This is a genomic window from Streptomyces sp. NPDC005483, assembly GCF_040606035.1.
In the GTDB taxonomy this organism is placed as follows: domain Bacteria; phylum Actinomycetota; class Actinomycetes; order Streptomycetales; family Streptomycetaceae; genus Streptomyces.
In genome coordinates this window covers 67,648-85,439 of sequence record NZ_JBEXEA010000028.1, presented here as the reverse complement: position 1 = coordinate 85,439, position 17,792 = coordinate 67,648, and the positions used below count along the sequence as shown (strand labels likewise).

At 71.9% G+C, this 17,792-nt stretch carries 16 protein-coding genes and 1 riboswitch; of the genes, 14 read left to right on the top strand and 2 right to left on the bottom strand.

Annotated elements, in window-relative coordinates:
- Positions 1 to 43 precede the first annotated feature (43 nt).
- From ABZT06_RS37950 to ABZT06_RS37915, 8 genes are all read left to right on the top strand, one after another.
- Entirely contained in the window at positions 44 to 1,198 is a 1,155-nt protein-coding gene (locus ABZT06_RS37950) for an extracellular solute-binding protein (RefSeq protein ID WP_355751786.1), read from the top strand.
- Positions 1,195 to 2,091, top strand: a complete 897-nt coding sequence (locus ABZT06_RS37945; protein ID WP_355751784.1) for an ABC transporter permease subunit — start codon at positions 1,195 to 1,197, stop codon at positions 2,089 to 2,091. The genes ABZT06_RS37950 and ABZT06_RS37945 overlap by 4 nt, the downstream gene beginning before the upstream one ends.
- Positions 2,079 to 2,891: an ABC transporter permease subunit gene (locus ABZT06_RS37940; protein ID WP_355751782.1), complete on the top strand. Its 813-nt coding sequence runs from the start codon at positions 2,079 to 2,081 to the stop codon at positions 2,889 to 2,891. The genes ABZT06_RS37945 and ABZT06_RS37940 overlap by 13 nt, the downstream gene beginning before the upstream one ends.
- A gap of 3 nt (positions 2,892 to 2,894) precedes the next feature.
- Entirely contained in the window at positions 2,895 to 3,944 is a 1,050-nt protein-coding gene (locus ABZT06_RS37935; protein ID WP_355751780.1) for an ABC transporter ATP-binding protein, read from the top strand.
- 37 nt (positions 3,945 to 3,981) lie between these two features.
- The gene (locus tag ABZT06_RS37930) at positions 3,982 to 5,391 is read left to right on the top strand and encodes an HAD-IA family hydrolase (protein WP_355751779.1); all 1,410 of its coding nucleotides are present in this window, start codon (positions 3,982 to 3,984) and stop codon (positions 5,389 to 5,391) included.
- A gap of 105 nt (positions 5,392 to 5,496) precedes the next feature.
- Positions 5,497 to 6,720 (top strand): MFS transporter, encoded by a 1,224-nt coding sequence (locus tag ABZT06_RS37925; RefSeq protein WP_355751777.1) that lies wholly within the window; start codon positions 5,497 to 5,499, stop codon positions 6,718 to 6,720.
- A gap of 115 nt (positions 6,721 to 6,835) precedes the next feature.
- Positions 6,836 to 7,624: a carbon-nitrogen hydrolase family protein gene (locus ABZT06_RS37920; RefSeq protein WP_355751775.1), complete on the top strand. Its 789-nt coding sequence runs from the start codon at positions 6,836 to 6,838 to the stop codon at positions 7,622 to 7,624.
- Between the two features lie 40 nt (positions 7,625 to 7,664).
- Positions 7,665 to 9,362: an NAD(P)/FAD-dependent oxidoreductase gene (locus tag ABZT06_RS37915; RefSeq protein ID WP_355751774.1), complete on the top strand. Its 1,698-nt coding sequence runs from the start codon at positions 7,665 to 7,667 to the stop codon at positions 9,360 to 9,362.
- Positions 9,363 to 9,604: 242 nt separating this feature from the next.
- Here the strand turns inward: ABZT06_RS37915 and ABZT06_RS37910 are convergent, their stop codons facing one another.
- Positions 9,605 to 10,291, bottom strand: coding sequence for a DUF5995 family protein (locus ABZT06_RS37910; RefSeq protein ID WP_355751772.1), 687 nt, complete (start codon positions 10,289 to 10,291; stop codon positions 9,605 to 9,607).
- Positions 10,292 to 10,463: 172 nt separating this feature from the next.
- Here ABZT06_RS37910 and ABZT06_RS37905 point away from each other — a divergent pair, with 172 nt between their 5' ends.
- Both ABZT06_RS37905 and ABZT06_RS37900 read left to right on the top strand, forming a co-directional pair.
- Entirely contained in the window at positions 10,464 to 11,600 is a 1,137-nt protein-coding gene (locus tag ABZT06_RS37905) for a glycoside hydrolase family 6 protein (protein ID WP_355751837.1), read from the top strand.
- An 82-nt stretch (positions 11,601 to 11,682) separates the two neighbouring features.
- Positions 11,683 to 12,141 (top strand): thioesterase family protein, encoded by a 459-nt coding sequence (locus tag ABZT06_RS37900; RefSeq protein ID WP_355751770.1) that lies wholly within the window; start codon positions 11,683 to 11,685, stop codon positions 12,139 to 12,141.
- Here the strand turns inward: ABZT06_RS37900 and ABZT06_RS37895 are convergent.
- Positions 12,101 to 13,312, bottom strand: coding sequence for an MFS transporter (locus tag ABZT06_RS37895; RefSeq protein WP_355751768.1), 1,212 nt, complete (start codon positions 13,310 to 13,312; stop codon positions 12,101 to 12,103). The two genes, ABZT06_RS37900 and ABZT06_RS37895, sit on opposite strands and share 41 nt — an antisense overlap.
- Positions 13,313 to 13,437: 125 nt before the next feature.
- Here ABZT06_RS37895 and ABZT06_RS37890 point away from each other — a divergent pair, with 125 nt between their 5' ends.
- The 4 genes from ABZT06_RS37890 to ABZT06_RS37875 all read left to right on the top strand — a co-directional run bounded on the left by ABZT06_RS37890 (position 13,438) and on the right by ABZT06_RS37875 (position 17,766).
- Positions 13,438 to 14,703: an ROK family transcriptional regulator gene (locus ABZT06_RS37890; protein WP_355751766.1), complete on the top strand. Its 1,266-nt coding sequence runs from the start codon at positions 13,438 to 13,440 to the stop codon at positions 14,701 to 14,703.
- A gap of 257 nt (positions 14,704 to 14,960) precedes the next feature.
- A riboswitch (FMN riboswitch) is annotated at positions 14,961 to 15,091 on the top strand.
- Between the two features lie 145 nt (positions 15,092 to 15,236).
- The gene (locus tag ABZT06_RS37885; protein WP_355751764.1) at positions 15,237 to 15,842 is read left to right on the top strand and encodes a riboflavin synthase; all 606 of its coding nucleotides are present in this window, start codon (positions 15,237 to 15,239) and stop codon (positions 15,840 to 15,842) included.
- The gene (locus tag ABZT06_RS37880) at positions 15,839 to 16,480 is read left to right on the top strand and encodes a nicotinamide mononucleotide transporter family protein (protein ID WP_355751762.1); all 642 of its coding nucleotides are present in this window, start codon (positions 15,839 to 15,841) and stop codon (positions 16,478 to 16,480) included. The genes ABZT06_RS37885 and ABZT06_RS37880 overlap by 4 nt, the downstream gene beginning before the upstream one ends.
- On the top strand, positions 16,477 to 17,766 hold the full coding sequence (locus tag ABZT06_RS37875) for a bifunctional 3,4-dihydroxy-2-butanone-4-phosphate synthase/GTP cyclohydrolase II (RefSeq protein ID WP_355751760.1): 1,290 nt from the start codon (positions 16,477 to 16,479) through the stop codon (positions 17,764 to 17,766). The genes ABZT06_RS37880 and ABZT06_RS37875 overlap by 4 nt, the downstream gene beginning before the upstream one ends.
- Positions 17,767 to 17,792: the final 26 nt, after the last annotated feature.

Below are 17,792 nucleotides of genomic sequence, written 5' to 3'. Positions count from 1 at the left end.
CTCCCTTTGGCTCCTGCACCCTCGCGCGTCCCCTGGAGAAGCCGTGACCGTGTCCCTGCCGAGAACAGCCGCCCTCGGTGTTCTCGCCACCCTCGCCGCCCTCGCCCTGAGCGCCTGTGGCGCTGCCCCCGACACCGAGTCGACCACCGCCGACGGAAAGAACGCCGCCACCGCCGGCTCCGCCGCCGACTTCGGCGGCATGGACAAGCTGGTCGCCGCGGCGAAGAAGGAGGGCACGCTCAACGCCATCGCGCTGCCCCGCGACTGGGCCAACTACGGCGCCCTCATCGACGGCTTCCAGAAGAAGTACGGCATCAAGATCGCCGTCGAGAACCCCGACGGCTCCAGCCAGGACGAGATCAACGCCGTGACCTCGCGGAAGGGACAGACCCGCGCGCCCGACGTGCTCGACCTCGGCAGCTCCTTCGCGCTCAGCGCCGCCCAGCAGGGCCTGCTCGCGCCCTACAAGGTGGCGTCGTACGACGACATCCCCACCGGGCAGAAGGACCCGAAGGCCCGCTGGTACAACGACTACGGCGGCTACATCTCCATCGGCTGCGACGCCAAGCGCGTCAAGACCTGCCCCACCACCTTCGCCGACCTGCTCAAGCCGCAGTACAAGGGCCAGGTCGCCCTCAACGGCAACCCCACCAAGTCCGGTTCGGCCTTCGGCGGCGTCTTCGCGGCCGCGCTCGCGAGCGGCGGCTCCTTCGACGACATCCAGCCCGGCCTCGACTTCTTCGCCAAGCTGAAGAAGAACGGCAACTACACGCCCGTCGAGTCGACCCCGGCCACCGTCGAGAAGGGCGAGACACCGATCAGCATCGACTGGGACTACCTGAACGCCGGATACGCCGACGAGTTCAAGTCCAAGGGCGTCGACTGGAAGGTCACCGTCCCGAGCGACGGCCAGTTCTCGCAGTACTACTCCCAGGCGATCAACAAGGACGCCCCGCACCCCGCGGCCGCCCGCCTGTGGCAGGAGTACCTCTACAGCGCCGAGGGCCAGAACCTCTGGCTCAAGGGGTACGCCCGCCCGGCCCTGATGACCGCCATGGAGAAGGCCGGCACCCTCGACAAGGCCGCCGCGGCCAAGCTGCCCGAGGTCTCCGGAACGCCCAAGTTCCCGACCGAGGCCCAGCAGGACAAGGCCAAGACGGTCATCGGACAGGGCTGGGCGAAGGCCGTCTCCGGATGACGGCCACCGCCGTACGGGCGGACACGGCGCCCGCCGCTCACGTGAGGCGGCGGCGCCGGTCCCTCGGCTGGGTCGCGGTCGTCCCGCTGCTCGCGTTCGTCGCGGTCGCCTTCGGGCTGCCCGCGATCGCCATGCTGGACGGCGCGTTCACCGCCAAGGACCCGTCCACCGGGGCGACTTCGTACACCCTCGGCAATCTGACGACCTCCCTGAAGGGCGCGTACCTCACCGCGCTGCTCGGCAGCGTGAAGCTGTCGGCCGTGTCCGCCGCCCTCGGCACCCTGGTCGGACTACCGCTCGCCCAGGCCGTGGTCTCCTCCCGGTTCCGCGCCCTGCGCGAGGCCGTGCTCACCGCGTCCGGGGTCCTCGCCAACTTCGGCGGGGTCCCGCTGGCCTTCGCCTTCGTCGCCACGCTCGGCAACGCCGGTGTGCTGACCCGGCACTTCGGCCTCACCGACAAGGGCTGGGACCTGTACAGCTTCTGGGGCCTGGTCATCGTCTACCTGTACTTCCTGATCCCGCTCATGGTGCTCACCATCACCCCCGCCCTGGAGGGGCTGCGCGCGCAGTGGCGCGAGGCGGCACAGAACAACGGGGCGACGGCCGCGCAGTACTGGCGTTTCGTCGCCCTGCCCGTCCTGCTGCCCACGCTGCTCGGCGGGTTCGTCCTGCTCTTCGGCAGCGCCTTCGCCGCGTACGCCACCGCCGCCGCGATGGTGGGCAGTTCGATCCCGCTGGTCACGCTCCAGATCGCCGACGCGATCTCCGGCAACGTGCTCGTCGGCCAGGAGAACGTGGCGCTCGCCCTCAGCCTCGACATGGTCCTGGTCGCGGGCCTCGTCATGGCCGTGTACCTGCCCCTGCAGCGGAGGAGCGCCCGATGGCTCGCCTGAACCTGTGGCGCTGGGGCGTCCTCGGCATCGCCGGACTGTACTTCCTGGTGCCGCTCGCCGCGTCCGTCGTCTTCACCGTCGACGTGCCCGGCCAGGGCATCACCTTCGACGCCTACACCCAGATCTTCTCCACCGACGGATTCGTCTCCGCACTGCTGCTCTCGCTGGAACTGGCCCTCGCGACCATCGCCGTCGTGCTGCTCCTGATGGTGCCCGCCATGGTCGCGCTGCGGCTCGGCGCGCCCCGGCTCAGGCCGGTCGTCGAGGTGGTGTGCTCGCTGCCGCTGGTCGTCCCGCCGATCGCGTTCGTCGCAGGCATCGGCACGGTCCTCAAGTGGGGGCCCGACCACCTCTCCCGCACCCCGCTGTTCGAGACCTTCATGGCGATCCAGAACCCCGACTTCCCGTTCGTCCTGGTCCTGGCCTACGTCGTGATGGCGCTGCCCTTCGTGTACCGGGCCCTGGACGCCGGGCTGCGCGCGGTCGACGTCCGCACCCTTGTCGAGGCCGCCCGCAGCTGCGGTGCCGGCTGGCCGCAGGCCCTCGTCCGGGCCGTACTGCCCAACCTGCGCGGTGCCCTCCTCAACGCCTCCTTCCTCACCCTGGCCCTGGTGCTCGGCGAGTTCACCGTCGCCCAACTGCTGGGCTTCCAGCCGTTCGCCGTCTGGATCGTCAACGTCAGCGGCTCGCAAGCCCAGTTGTCCGTCGCCGTGTCCGTGCTCAGCCTCCTCGTGACGTGGGTGCTGCTCCTCGTCCTGGCCGGCTTCGGCGGCCGTACCCGTCCTACCTCCCGGGGATGACCCATGCCTGAATCAGCTGCAACCGTCGAATTCCGGGGACTCAGGCGGGAGTTCGGCCCGACCGTCGCCCTCGACGGACTCGACCTGACCGCCCGGCCGGGCGAACTGCTCGCCCTGCTCGGCCCGTCCGGCTGCGGCAAGACCACCGCCCTGCGGATGCTCGCCGGCTTCGAACACCCCGACTCCGGTGAGGTGCTGGTCGACGGCGAGGACGTGACCCGGGTGCCGGCCCACCGCCGGGACGCCGGGATGGTCTTCCAGTCGTACAGCCTCTTCCCGCATCTCGACGCCCTCGACAACGTGGCCTTCGGCCTGCGGATGCGCAAGGTCCGTGCGGGCGAACGGCGTTCCAGGGCCGCCGAGTTGCTGGACCTGGTCGGGCTCGCCGACAAGGGCGGCCGGTTCCCGCACCAGCTCTCCGGCGGTCAGCAGCAGCGCGTCGCGCTGGCCCGCGCGCTCGCCCTGCGCCCACGCGTACTGCTCCTCGACGAGCCCTTGTCGGCGCTGGACGCCAAGGTGCGGCTCAGCCTCCGCGAGGAGATCCGGCGGCTCCAGCAGGAGCTCGGCATCACCACCCTGTTCGTCACCCACGACCAGGAGGAGGCACTGTCCATGGCGGACCGGGTCGCCGTGATGCACGCCGGCCGGCTTGAACAGTGCGCGCCCCCGAGCGAGTTGTACGGCCGGCCCGCCACCGCCTTCGTCGCCGAGTTCGTGGGCACGATGAGCCGGATCCCGGGACGCCTCACCCAGGGCACGGTCGACGTGCTCGGGCAGCGGCTGCCGGTCGACGGCCCGGAGCCGGCCGCCACCGAGGTCGACGTGCTGGTGCGTCCGGAGGCCGTGCGGGTGCGGGCCGAGTCCGACGGGAAGTCCCGCGTGGTCGCCACCTCCTTCCTGGGCGCGGCCGTGCGCCTGACCGTCCGGCTCGCCGACGGCACCGAGGTCAAGGCCGACCTGCCCGCCCACGAGGCCGCCGGGCTCACCGCCGGTGCCGCGGTGAGCGTGTCGCTGCCCGAGCGGCCGGTGCTGGTGGCGGAACGCACCCTCTGATCCCCCTCGTACGAATCCCCCCACGAAAGAGAGAACCGTGACCCGACTCCCGCTCCAGGCCGTCCTGTTCGACATGGACGGCACGCTCGTCGACACCGAGCGGCTCTGGTGGGAGGCGGTGGAGCAGGTCGCCGGGCGGGCCCTGACCGCGGCGGACCGGCCGGACGTGCTCGGCCGCCCGGTCGAGCACACGGCCGCCTGGCTTGCCGCGGCCACGGGCGCCCCGCCCGCCGACCTCGCCCGCACCCTGCACCGGGAGTTCGCGGACCGCGTCCGCACCGGTGTCGTGCCCCGCCCCGGCGCGCTCGACCTGCTCGACGCCCTGGCCCGGGAGCAGATCCCCACCGCCCTGGTGACCGCGTCCCCCCGCTCGGTCGCCGACACCGTCCTGGCGGTCCTCGGAGGCGCGAGCCGCTTTGCCGTCTCCGTCACCGCCGACGACACCGAGCACACCAAACCCGCCCCCGACCCCTACCTCGCCGCCTGCCGTGCACTCGGCGTGGAGCCCTCGGCGTGTGTGGCCGTCGAGGACACCGAGACCGGCGTCCGCTCCGCCGAGGCGGCCGGCTGCGCGGTCCTCGCCGTGCCCTCACTGGCCCCCGTCGAGGCGGCCCCGGGGCGCACGGTCCTGACCGGCCTGGAGGGCGTCACCGTGGCCCGGCTGCGCGCCCTGCTGCCGCACCGGCTCCGGGTGATGACCTGGAACCTCTGGTACGGCGGCACCAAGGTCCACGACCACCGGGCCAAGCAGCTCAAGGTCATCGCCGAGACCGACGTGGACGTGGTCGGGCTCCAGGAGACGTACGGCACCGCCGCCGAGGAGCTCGCCGCGGCGCTGGGCTGGCACCACCACCGGGCCGGGACGAACCTCGGCATCATCAGCCGCTTCCCGATCACGGCCGCGCTGGGCGACCCGGACGCCGGGTTCTACGGGGCGGCCGGCGCGCGGATCGCCGTAGCGGAGCGGGAGGTCGACGTGTGGACGGCCCACCTCGACTCCGAGCGCTACGGGCCCTACGAGTCCGAACCGCTCGCCCACGAGGAGGTGCGGCTCGGGCAGCTGCGGGACACCCTGCGCCGGATCGGGGACGCCGTGCCCGTCGTCCTGGTCGGGGACTTCAACAGCCCCTCCCACCTGGACCGGCCGGACACCGAGTGGCCGGTCACGAAGGCGGCTCAGGAGGCGGGCTTCCGGGACTCCTTCCGGGAGGCGCGTCCCGATGCCGTACGCGACCCGGGCCACACCTGGTCGCCGGTGCACGGTCACCCGGAGCCGCAGGACCGGATCGACTTCGTGCTGCACCGGGGCCTGCGGGTGCTCGACTCACGGACGTACGTCAGCGGCACGCCCCGGACCTGGCCGGATGTCGAGGACAACGACTGGCCGTCCGACCACGCCGCGGTCATCACCACATTTTCGCTGGGCAGCGGGCCCGCGACTGTCTAGCATCGGTGCCATGACCTGGCGACATTGATCCACCAGCCGTGCCTCCCGAGGGCCGCCTCGGACGCCGTACCCACGCCGTCCGAACCGCCCCTCCGGGAAGGCCTCATGACACTCTCACCCGCACGTGTGCCCGCGACCGGTGCCCGCCGGCTGACGACCACGCTGTACGGCTACGCGTTCCTCGACGACCTCGTCCTGCTCTACCCGGTGTACGCGCTGCTGTTCGCCGACACCGGTCTGCCGCTCTGGCAGATCTCCTCGCTGTTCGCCCTGTGGTCCCTCACGGCCGTCGTCCTCGAAGTGCCCTCCGGCGCCTGGGCCGACACCGTCTCGCGACGCCGGCTGCTGTGGCTCGGCCCGCTGCTCACGGCCGCCGGCTTCACCCTGTGGGTGACCGTGCCGTCGTACGGCGCCTTCGCGCTGGGCTTCGTCCTGTGGGGCGCCGGAGGCGCGCTCGGCTCCGGCTCGCTGGAAGCCCTGGTCTACGACGAGCTGGAGCGCCTCGGGGCCGCCGAGCGGTACGCGCGCGTGATGGGGCGGACCCGCGCGGCACGGCTGCTGGCCACCGTCGCGGCGATGGGCCTCGCCGGTCCGGTCCTCGCCCTCGGCGGCTACACGGCCGTGGGCGCCGCGAGCGTCCTGGCCTGTCTGCTGGCCGCGGTGACGGCGACCCGGCTCCCGGAACACCGGGTACCGGCCGGGAAGGGGAGCACGCGCTGGTCGGCGACGCTGCGGGCCGGACTCGCCGAGGCCCGCGGGGACCGGACCGTCCGGGGTGCCCTGCTGCTCATCCCGGCCGTCGCCGCGGTATGGGGCGCCCTCGACGAGTACGTCTCGCTGCTGATCCGCGACCTCGGAGTGGCCGACGCGACCGTGCCCTACCTGGTCCTGCTGGTCTGGGCGACCGTGACCGTCGGCAGTCTGTTCGCCGGACCCGCCGAGCACCTGGGCGCCAGGGGCCTCGCCGCCCTGATCGCGGGTTCCGCGCTCGCCCTGGCGGTGGGCGCCGGAGTCCGCACACCGGCCGGTATCGCCCTCGTGGGCCTCGCCTTCGCCGGCTTCCAGCTGGCCGAGGTCCTCGCCGACGTCCGCCTCCAGCACCGCATCGACGACGCTCGCCGGGCCACCCTGACCTCGGTGGCGAGCCTGGGCACGGAACTGGTCACGGTCGCCGTGTTCGGCGTGTACACCCTGCTCGGGGCGGCCCTGGCGCACAGCACGGTGTTCATGATCCTCTCGGTGCCGTATCTGGTGACGGCGCTGGTGCTGGGCCGGGGGAGCGGGCGCCCACGCAACGAATCGCCGCAGGAGCGTCCTCGTACGCAATGAACCGCTCACCGGCGCGCAACGGGTCCTCCTTGTCCGCCCCGGTGAGCCGCCCGTACCGTCTACATGGCCCTTCCAGTGGCCCCCACATCCACCTTCCGTCCGGTGAGGATCACGCATGCGCACCGCTCTGCTCCAGAGCTCCGGCCGCCCCGGCTCCGTCGAGGGGAACCTCAAGGTCCTCGACGAGGCCGCGGGCCGGGCCGCCGCCGCGGGCGCCGCACTGCTGGCCGCACCGGAGATGTTCCTCACCGGGTACGCGATCGGTGACGACGTCGGCCGCCTCGCCGAGGCGGCCGACGGGGACTCGGCGGACGCGGTCGCGGAGATCGCCTCCCGGCACGGTGTCGCGATCGCCTACGGCTATCCCGAGCTGGGCGACGGGTCCGTCTTCAACTCCGCCCAGCTGATCTCCGCCGACGGCACCCGGCTCGCCAACTACCGCAAGACCCACCTCTTCGGCTGCTTCGAGCGCGACCAGTTCACACCGGGCGAACAGCCGGTGGTCCAGGCCGAGCTGGGCGGACTCACCGTCGGCCTCATGATCTGCTACGACGTCGAGTTCCCGGAGAACGTCCGCGCCCACGCCCTCGCCGGCACCGACCTGCTGATCGTGCCGACGGCCCAGATGCACCCGTTCCAGTTCGTCGCCGAGTCCCTGGTGCCGGTGCGGGCCTGGGAGAACCAGATGTACGTCGCCTACGTCAACCGGGTCGGCCCGGAAGGGGAGTTCGAGTTCGTCGGACTGTCCGTGCTGGCCGGCCCCGACGGGGTGGCCCGCGCCCGCGCCGGACGCGCCGAGGAGCTGGTGTTCGCCGACGCCGACCCGGCGTTTCTCACCGCCTCCCGTGCGGCGAACCCGTACCTGACGGACCGTCGGCCCGGCCTCTACGGGTCCCTCGTCTGACGTCTGCACCACCCCCTTCGCTTCAAGGAGTCCGTACCCCATGACGTCCACCGTGCCCAACGCCGTCGAGCACGCAGACGAGCAGCAGCCGCCGATCACCATGTTCGGACCGGACTTCCCGTACGCCTACGACGACTTCCTCGCCCACCCGGCGGGCCTCGGCCAGATACCGGCGACCGAGCACGGCACCGAGGTCGCGGTGATCGGCGGCGGTCTCTCCGGGATCGTGGCCGCGTACGAGCTGATGAAGATGGGCCTCAAGCCGGTCGTGTACGAGGCCGACCAAATCGGCGGGCGGCTGCGGACCGTGGGCTTCGAGGGCTGTGACCCCACCCTGACCGCGGAGATGGGCGCGATGCGCTTCCCGCCCTCCTCCACCGCCCTCCAGCACTACATCGACCTCGTCGGTCTGGAGACCCGCCCCTTCCCCAACCCCCTCGCGGAGGCCACCCCTTCGACGGTCGTCGACCTCAAGGGCGAGTCCCACTACGCCGAGACCATCGGTGACCTCCCGCAGGTCTACCGCGATGTCGCCGAGGCCTGGAACCGGTGCCTCGAAGAGGGCGCCGACTTCACCGACATGAACCGCGCCCTGCGCGAGCGGGATGTGCCGCGCATCAGGGAGATCTGGGCGAAGCTCGTCGAGAAGCTCGACAACCAGACCTTCTACGGCTTCCTCTGCGACTCCGAGGCCTTCAGGTCCTTCCGGCACCGCGAGATCTTCGGCCAGGTCGGCTTCGGCACCGGCGGCTGGGACACCGACTTCCCGAACTCCATCCTGGAGATCCTGCGCGTCGTCTACACCGAGGCCGACGACCACCACCGCGGGATCGTCGGTGGTTCGCAGCAGCTGCCGCTCAGGCTGTGGGAGCGCGAGCCGGAGAAGATCGTGCACTGGGCCCAGGGCACCTCGCTCGCGACCCTGCACGAGGGCGGCGAGCCCCGGCCGGCGGTCACCCGTCTGCACCGCACGGCGGGCAACCGGATCACCGTGACGGACGCCCGAGGAGACATCCGCACCTACGCGGCGGCGATCTTCACCGCCCAGTCCTGGATGCTGCTGTCCAAGATCGCCTGCGACGACTCGCTGTTCCCGATCGACCACTGGACGGCGATCGAGCGCACCCACTACATGGAGTCCTCGAAGCTGTTCGTGCCCGTCGACCGGCCGTTCTGGCTGGACAAGGACGAGGAGACGGGCCGGGACGTCATGTCGATGACCCTCACCGACCGTATGACGCGCGGGACCTACCTCCTCGACGACGGGCCGGACCGGCCTGCCGTCATCTGCCTCTCCTACACCTGGTGCGACGACAGCCTGAAGTGGCTCCCGCTGTCCGCGAACGAGCGGATGGAGGTCATGCTGAAGTCGCTCGGCGAGATCTATCCCAAGGTCGACATCCGCAAGCACGTCATCGGCAGCCCGGTGACCGTCTCCTGGGAGAACGAGCCCTACTTCATGGGCGCGTTCAAGGCCAACCTGCCCGGCCACTACCGGTACCAGCGGCGCCTGTTCACCCACTTCATGCAGGACCGGCTGCCCGAGGACAAGCGGGGCATCTTCCTCGCCGGCGACGACATCTCCTGGACCGCCGGCTGGGCCGAGGGCGCGATCCAGACCGCGCTGAACGCGGTCTGGGGTGTCATGCACCACTTCGGCGGCGAGACCGACGCGACGAACCCCGGCCCGGGGGACGTGTACGAGGAGATCGCACCGGTCGAACTCCCCGAGGACTAGGGTCCGGTGCAGGGCGTCGCACCGGGTCGCGCCATGAAGTGTCGGTGCATTGGACATGGGCGTGCCGAAGAGCGATGACCACGCGAGGACCAGTGCTCGACTGACTCTGTGGGGCTGCCTTGCCGGACTGGCCGTGGCCCTGGCCATTCCGGTGACCATCGTGGTGACCGTCCTCCTGTTCGGCATGCCGAGCCCCTTGGGCTGTGTCGCCGGGACGGCCGGCGTCGGCGGGACTTGTCGGATCAGTCCGGCAGCGGGGTGAGCAGCATGCGGCCCGCGAACCCCACCGCCGTGTCCAGGCGCTCGGTGAACTCCTCGGCCACGTCGGGCAGGCTGCGCAGGGCCCACAGGGCGCGGGCCGCGGTCCAGGTGGCGTCGCGGGCGCGCTCCAGGCTCCAGGAGCCCAGCAGATGGGTGAGCGGGTCGGCGATCTGGAGGAGGTCGGGGCCCGGCATCAGATCTTCGCGGATGCGCTCCTCCAGCGAGACGAGGAGATCGCCCACGCGGTCGAACTCGTCCTCCACGTCGGCGGGTTCGCAGCCGAGGCTACGACAGGTGTCCACCACGGCGAGCGCCAGGTCGTGCCCGATGTGCGCGTTGATGCCCGCCAGCGCGAACTGCAGCGGTCGTACGCCGGGATGGCGGCGGAACTGGAACAGGGGCCGCCAGCAGGCCGGTGGACGGTGCTCGCGGGCGCCCGCGTCCACCGCCGCCAGATAGCGCTCGGCGAACCGCACGTCCAGCGTGATCGCGGCCCGCGCGTCCGCGAACCGGCCTCCGTCGACGCACCGGTCGACCGCCTCGGTGACGGCGAGGTAGACGCGGTTGAAGACCGCCAGGCCGTCCCGCTCCGGGAGCTCCTGGTCCAGGGCGCGCATACGGGAGACGACCGCGTCGAGGGGAGTGGTGAACTGTTCCAATTGCGCCATAGCGGCAGGGTCCCAGTCCTAGGCTGGCCGGGGTACCGGCGGGCCGGACGCTTCCCCAGAACGGGGGAACGCGCTTGCCGCGCGAGGGGGGAGCGAGAGGGTGTCAGGCTCACGTGCCCAGCGGCTGGCCGCGCGCCGCACCGCGCGCAGGTGTGCCCTGGGCCGCGCCGCGCTGGTCGCCGCCGCCTCCGTGGTGGTCGCCGTCGGCACCGCGACCGGGACGCTCTCCGCGCTCGGCGACCGCGGTGGCTCCGACGAGGCGCGGCCGGGGCTGGTCAATGGCTCCCCGAGCCTGGACACCCCCTCTGCAGTGCCGTCGGCGTCCGAGCCGGCCTCCCCCTCCGTCTCCGCTTCCGTCTCCGCCTCGCCCTCCGCGCGGGCGAGTGCGTCCCCGTCCGCCAAGAGGGCGAGCCCCGGTTCCACGAAGGTCCGGACCACCACCGCCACCCGTCTCTACCTCTACCCCTCCTCCCAGGTGCTCGACTGGGTGCGGGACAACCCGAGCGACCGGCGCGCCGACGTCATAGAGTCCCGCATCGCCGACCGGCCGGCGGCGGTCTGGTTCGCCGACTACACCCCGGCGACCATCACCTCCCGGGTCCGCGCGGTCACTTCGGGCGGTGCCGCGCAGGACCGGGTCCCGGTGGTCGTGGCGTACGCGATCCCGGACCGCGACTGCGGCGGAGCCTCCCAGGGCGGGGCACCGGATCTCGGCGCGTACGACGCGTGGATAGACCGGTTCGCCGCGGGGCTCGGCTCCGGCGAGGTCGTCGTCGTCCTGGAGCCCGACGCGATCGCCCAGTCCGACTGCCTCTCGGCCGCGGCCCGCGCGGACCGCTTCGCCTCGCTGGCCCGCGCGGGCCGCGTCCTGAAGGCCGCGAACCCCAGGGCCCGCGTCTACTACGACGCCGGTCACTCCGGCTGGCGCCCCGCCGCCGAACAGGCCGCCCTGCTGAAGCAGGCGGGTGCCGCCTCGGCCGCGTCCTCCGACGGGATCTTCAGCAACGTCTCCAACTTCCACACCACGTCCGCCGAGATCGCCTACGACCGCCAGGTCCTCGACGCCCTGGGCGGACCGTCCAGCCTGGGCGCGGTGATCGACACCAGCCGCAACGGCAACGGCGCCCCGCCCGACGGCGAGTGGTGCGACCCCGCAGGGCGGAAGATCGGTCGGGCGCCGACCCTGAACACCGGCGAGCCGAGGATCGACGCCTACCTGTGGGTGAAGCTCCCGGGGGAGTCGGACGGCTGCAAGGGCACACCGGGCACGTTCAGCCCGTCGTACGCCTATGAGCTCGCTTCGTCGTAGGTCGGCCGACCGCGACTCCGACACCGGGTGAGCAACCGCTTAGGATAGAGGTCGTTGCTCTATACACCCAGGAGTTCCGCCCGTGACCACCGAAGCACCCCTCGCCCCCGCCCTGTCGTACGGCCGGCTGGTCCCGGTCACCGTCCACTTCGACGACCTGGACGCCCTGGGCATGCTCCACAACGCCCGCTACCCGCTGCTCGTCGAGCGGGCCTGGGCCGAGTTCTGGGAGGGGCACGGCATCCGCTTCGACGGTGACTGGGCGAGCGCCGGAGACGCCTGCAACGTCGTCAAGGAGCTGCTGATCAGCTACGACGCCCCCGTCACCCGGAGCGGCGCCTACGCCGTCCACCTCTGGCTGGAGCGCCTCGGTACCACCGGTCTGACCTACGGCTTCCGGTTCTGTTCCGCGGACGGGGCCACGACCTACGCGCGCGGCACCCGGGTGCTGGTGCGGCTGGACGCGCGGACCCTGCGCCCCGCGCCCTGGAGCGAGGGCTTCAGGGCCGCCGGTCGGGAACTGCTGCGGGCGCGGGGCTGAGCTTCGGGCGGTCCCGGTCGCCGGCGCGCAGCACGCCCGCGAAGGCGACGAGGCCGCCGGCCAGGACGGTCACCAGGACGAAGGAGACCGTCAGGCTGGTCGCCTGCGCGACCCCGCCCAGCAGGCTCGGCGCGATGAGCCCCGAGGTGTAGGTGATGGTCGCGACACCCGCGATCGCCTGGCTCGGGTTGGGTCCGCTGCGCCCCGCCGCCGCGAAGCACAGCGGCACCACCACGGCGATGCCGAGACCCATCAGGGCGAAGCCGGCCATCGCCACCGCCGGATGCTCCGCCACGACGATGAGCAGCCCGCCGCCCGCGGCCAGGACACCGCCCAGGCGGACCGTGCGGACCGACCCGAAGCGGTTGACCACCGCGTCGCCCACGATCCGGGCCACCGCCATGGTGAGCATGAAGCCGGTCGTGCAGGCGGCGGCGAGTCCCGCCGAGGAGTCCAGCCGGTCCTTGAGATAGACCGCGGACCAGTCCAGGCTCGCCCCCTCGGCGAACACGGCGCAGAAACCGACCGTGCCGATCAGCAGGGCCGACTTGGGGGGCAGCGCGAATCGGGGCGGCGGCTCCTCGTCCGCACCGGCCTGCACGTCGAGGACCCACTGGCAGGCCAGCACACCGAGCGCGGTGAGGCAGGCCGTCGCCAGCGCGAAGTGCACGCGCGCGTCCGCGCCCAGATGTGCGGCGAGCGTGCCGCCCGCCGAGCCGATCAGCGCGCCCGCGCTCCACATCCCGTGCAACCCGGACATGATCGACTTGCCCAGCAGGTTCTCGACCTCGACGCCCAGCGCGTTCATGACGACGTCGGCCATGCCGGCGCTGGCGCCGTACACGAACATCGCCAGGCACAGGGTGTAGAGGTTGGGCGCGAGCGCAGGCAGCACCAGGGACAGCGTCCACATCACGATCAGCCCGCGCAGCGCCGTCCGGCTGCCGAAGCGGTGGCTGACCCGCGCGGCCAACGGCATCGAGCAGGACGCGCCGAACGCGGTGAAGGCCAGGGCGAAGCCCAGCTGCCCCGCGCTCACCGAGGCGTGGTCCTGGATCCACGGCACCCGCGTCGCGAACGAGCCGGTCACGGCCCCGTGCACGGCGAACACGGCGGCCACGGCGTACCGGGCGCGCCGTACCTCTTCCGACGCGTGCACCACATCGCTCATTGTCGGGCCCCTCCCCGGATCCTCGTCGTTCCCCTGCTTGCCGCTGTCGGCCGCCGTAAACTATCAGGAACCCTGCCTGATAGATAGCGCATATTCGGCACTGCGGATCTGAGAGGATTCCCGGCATGCCCGCATCCCCGAGCACCGCCCGGGCCATCAACGACCGGCTCGCCCTACGACTGCTCCAGCAGGAAGGCCCGCTGACGGCAGGGCAGTTGAAGCAGCTCACCGGACTGTCCCGGCCGTCCGTCGCCGACCTCGTCGAGCGCCTGGCCGCCGCCGGACTGATCGGCGTGGTCGGGGAGTCGGGAGCGCAGCGCCGCGGCCCGAACGCCAGGCTGTACGGCATCGTCGCCGACCTGGCCCACCTCGCGGCCCTCGACGTCCGCACCGAGGGCGTCTCCGTCGTCGTCTCCGACCTGCTGGGACGGGTGCTGGCCGAGGCGTCGGTGCCCATCGGCGGGGACACCGGGACCGGGCCCGCGGTCGAGCAGGCCGTCGCGCTGGTCGAGCGGGCGGCGAAGGAGGCGGGAGTGCCGGAGCTCCACACCGTCGGCATCGGCGCCCCCGGCCTGATCGACCCGGCCACGGGCGAACTCCGCGACTCCGGCGGCCTGCCCGCATGGCACCGGCGACTGGTGCTGGCGCTGCAGGAGCGGCTCCCCGAAACCCGCGTCCATGTCGAGAACGAGACCAACCTCGCGGCGCTGGCGGAACAGCGGGAGGGCGCCGCTCAGGACCGGGACACCTTCGTCCTGCTGTGGCTCGGCCACGGCACCGGCGCGGCCGTCGTCCTGGAGGGCACCCTGCGCCGGGGCGCGTCGGGCGGCACGGGGGAGATCGGTTTCCTGCCGGTGCCGGGCACCGCGGGACTGCCGTCGGCCGTGGACTGCGAGGGGGGCTTCCACTCCCTGGCGGGGTCGGCGGCGATCGTGGAACTGGCCGGGCGGCACGGGCTGACCGTCGAGGCCGAGGGGTACGAGCCGCTGGCCGCGAGCGTGGTCCGGCAGGCGGTGGCGGGCGCCGCGACGGCAGCGGTGCCGGGAGCTGCGACGGTGGCGGTGCAGGGAGCTGCGGCGGACTTCCTCGACGCCCTCGCCGACCGCCTCGCCGTGGGAGTCGCCTCGGTCGTCGCCATCCTCGACCCGGGCTGCCTGGTCCTGGCCGGCGAGGTGGGCCAGGCGGGCGGGGCGGACCTCGCGGCGAGAGTGGAGCGACGAGTCCGCCGCATGTCACCGCTACCCACGGAGGTGCGGGCGAGTGTGCTGGGAGGAGGGGCGGTCCTGCGGGGCGCCCTGCTCACGGCGCGGGAGCGGGCCCAGGACGAGCTGTTCGCGCCCCTTCAGGGACTCGGTGTCGCGTCCGCTCGCCCCCCATCGGCCCGCGGATAGTCCTCAACGGGTAGTCCTCGAAAGGAGACCCGGCGGCGGGCAAGGGCCGTCGTCACCGCCGCCGGGCCCGTCTCTACAGGTGTCCACGCACGGCGACCCTAAAAAGGACTAGACCATTTCGTCAATGGATATGCGCCATCCGCCCGTTGGGAATCCGGACCGCCGCACAAGTCCATCGACACGGTCTGTGAGCCACCCCACACCCTTCGCCCGTATGGACGCCGATCAGGCGTGGCAAACTGGCTCTGTACCAGAAGCAGCGCACTCCGGGGTCGGTGAAAGTCCGAACCGGCGGTTACAGTCCGCGACCCGACCGCTTCCAGCGGCCGGTTGACCAGGTGAAATTCCTGGACCGACGGTTAAAGTCCGGATGGGAGGCAGTGCGCGCGGGCGGGCATTCGTGCGCGCCGTCGTATCCGTTCGTCCTGCGGGGCGAGTGCGTCCGGCGTCGCCCCCGATGTTCCCGCTCGTCCATTCTGTCGTCATCGACAGCCCCGGAGTCCGTGCCCGAAGAGGCAGGGAGGACCCGGGAAGTGTTCACCGGAATCGTCGAAGAGCTGGGCGAGATCACCGCCGTCGAGAACCTCGGCGACGCCTGTCGCTTCCGACTGCGCGGCCCCGTCGTCACCGAGGGCGCGAAACACGGAGACTCCATCGCCGTCAACGGCGTCTGCCTGACCGTGGTCGACCACGAGGGCGACGAGTTCACCGCCGACGTCATGGCCGAAACCCTCGACCGCTCCAGCCTCGGCGCCCTGGGCGTCGGCTCCCGCGTCAACCTGGAGCGCCCCACCGCCGTGGGCGCGCGCCTCGGCGGGCACATCGTGCAGGGGCATGTGGACGGCACCGGCGAGGTCCTGGAGCGCAAGCCCTCCGAGAACTGGGAGATCATCAAGATCTCGCTGCCCGCGGACCTCTCGCGCTATGTCGTCGAGAAGGGCTCCATCACGGTGGACGGCATCAGCCTCACCGTCGTGGACGCCGGCCCCGACCACTTCACCGTCAGCCTGATCCCCACCACCCTCGCCCTGACCACGCTCGGCCTCAAGCAGCCCGGCGCCCCGGTCAACCTCGAGGTGGACATCGTCGCCAAGTACGTCGAGCGCCTGCTCGCGAGCAGTCAGGGGGCGGGGAAGTGAACTCCCTCAACACCGAGGCCTTCACCCTGTTCGGCCAGCACATCCTGTGGTCGGACATGATCGGCAACATCCTCGGCCTCATCGCCCTCGCCCTCGGCTGGCGGCGCAACCTGTGGAGCTGGCCGGTGCAGTTCGCCTCCGGCCTCATCCTCTTCGGTGCCTTCTACGGACACCTCACCGGCAGCGCGGGCAAGCAGGCCGTCGTCATGGTCGTCGCGCTGTACGGCTGGTGGCAGTGGAACCGCAACAAGGGCCAGTCCGGCGACGGTCACATCGCCCCGCGGTTCGCCACCTGGACCGAGCGCGCGACGATGACCGGCGCGGCCGCCGCGGGCACCGTCGCGGTCGCCCTCCTCTTCAAGGCCTACCCGACCCTGTCCTGGGACCCCTGGCCGGACGCCTACATCTTCGTGGGCACCGTCGTCGCCATGTACGCCCAGGCGCGCGGCATGGTCGAGTTCTGGTTCGCCTGGCTCCTCGTCGACCTCGTCGGCGTCCCCCTGAACTTCGCCAACGGCTACGCCTTCTCCGGCTTCGTCTACGTCATCTACGGCGCGCTCGTCCTGTGGGGCATGCGCGACTGGTGGCTGCGCTCCCGAGAGTCCGCCCGGCCCGTCATGGAAGGAGCGCCGGCATGACCGCCGCACCCGTTCTCTACAGCACCGACGGTTTCGAGGACTTCGCGCTCGACCCGGTGGAGCAGGCCATCGCCGACATCGCGGCCGGCCGCCCCATCGTGGTCGTCGACGACGAGGACCGCGAGAACGAGGGCGACCTGGTCGTCGCCGCCGAGAAGATCACCCCCGAGATCGTCGCCTTCATGATGAGCGAGTGCCGCGGCCTGATCTGCGCCCCCATGGAGGGCGACGAACTGGACCGGCTGAAGCTGCCGCAGATGGTCGACGACAACACCGAGTCGATGAAGACCGCGTTCACCGTCTCCGTGGACGCGTCCGGCGCGCACGGTGTGACCACCGGGATCTCGGCGTCCGACCGCGCGACCACGCTCCGGCTCCTCGCGGGCGGCGACGCCGAGCCCACCGACTTCGTCCGCCCCGGCCACATCTTCCCGCTGCGCGCCAAGGACGGAGGCGTCCTCACCCGCAACGGTCACACCGAGGCCGCCGTCGACCTGGCCCGGCTCGCGGGACTGCGCCCGGCCGGCGCGATCGTCGAGATCGCGGGCGAGGACGGCCGGATGCTGCGGCTGCCCGAGCTGATCCCCTTCGCCCGCAAGCACGGCCTGACGATCATCTCCATCGAGGACCTGATCGCCTACCGCCGGACCAGCGAGCCCACGGTCCGCCGCGAGGCCGAGACCCGGCTGCCCACCGCCCACGGCACGTTCACGGCGTACGGCTACCGCTCCACCGTCGACGGCGTCGAGCACGTCGCCCTCGTCCACGGCGAGATCGGCGACGGCGAGGACGTCCTGGTCCGCGTCCACTCCGAGTGCCTCACCGGCGACATCTTCGGCTCCCTGCGCTGCGACTGCGGCCCCCAGCTCGACGCCTCCCTGGAGCGCATCCAGGCCGAGGGCAGGGGAGTGGTGGTCTACCTGCGCGGCCACGAGGGGCGCGGCATCGGCCTGCTCTCCAAGCTGCGGGCGTACGAACTCCAGGAACAGGGCCACGACACCCTGGACGCCAACCTGGAGCTCGGCCTGCCCGCCGACGCCCGGGACTACGGCGCCGGCGCGCAGATCCTGGAGGACCTCGGGGTGCGCAGCCTGCGCCTGATGACCAACAACCCCGACAAGTCCGACGCCCTCCTGCGGCACGGCCTCAAGGTCACCGGCCGGGAGCCGATGCCCGTACAGGCGGGCGAGCACAACCTCCGCTACCTGCGCACCAAGCGGGACCGGATGGGCCACGACCTGCCCTGGCTGGACACCACCCCCGTGTCCACCTGCAGCAACCAGTAGCACAAGCACTTCGAGGAGAGTCTGAG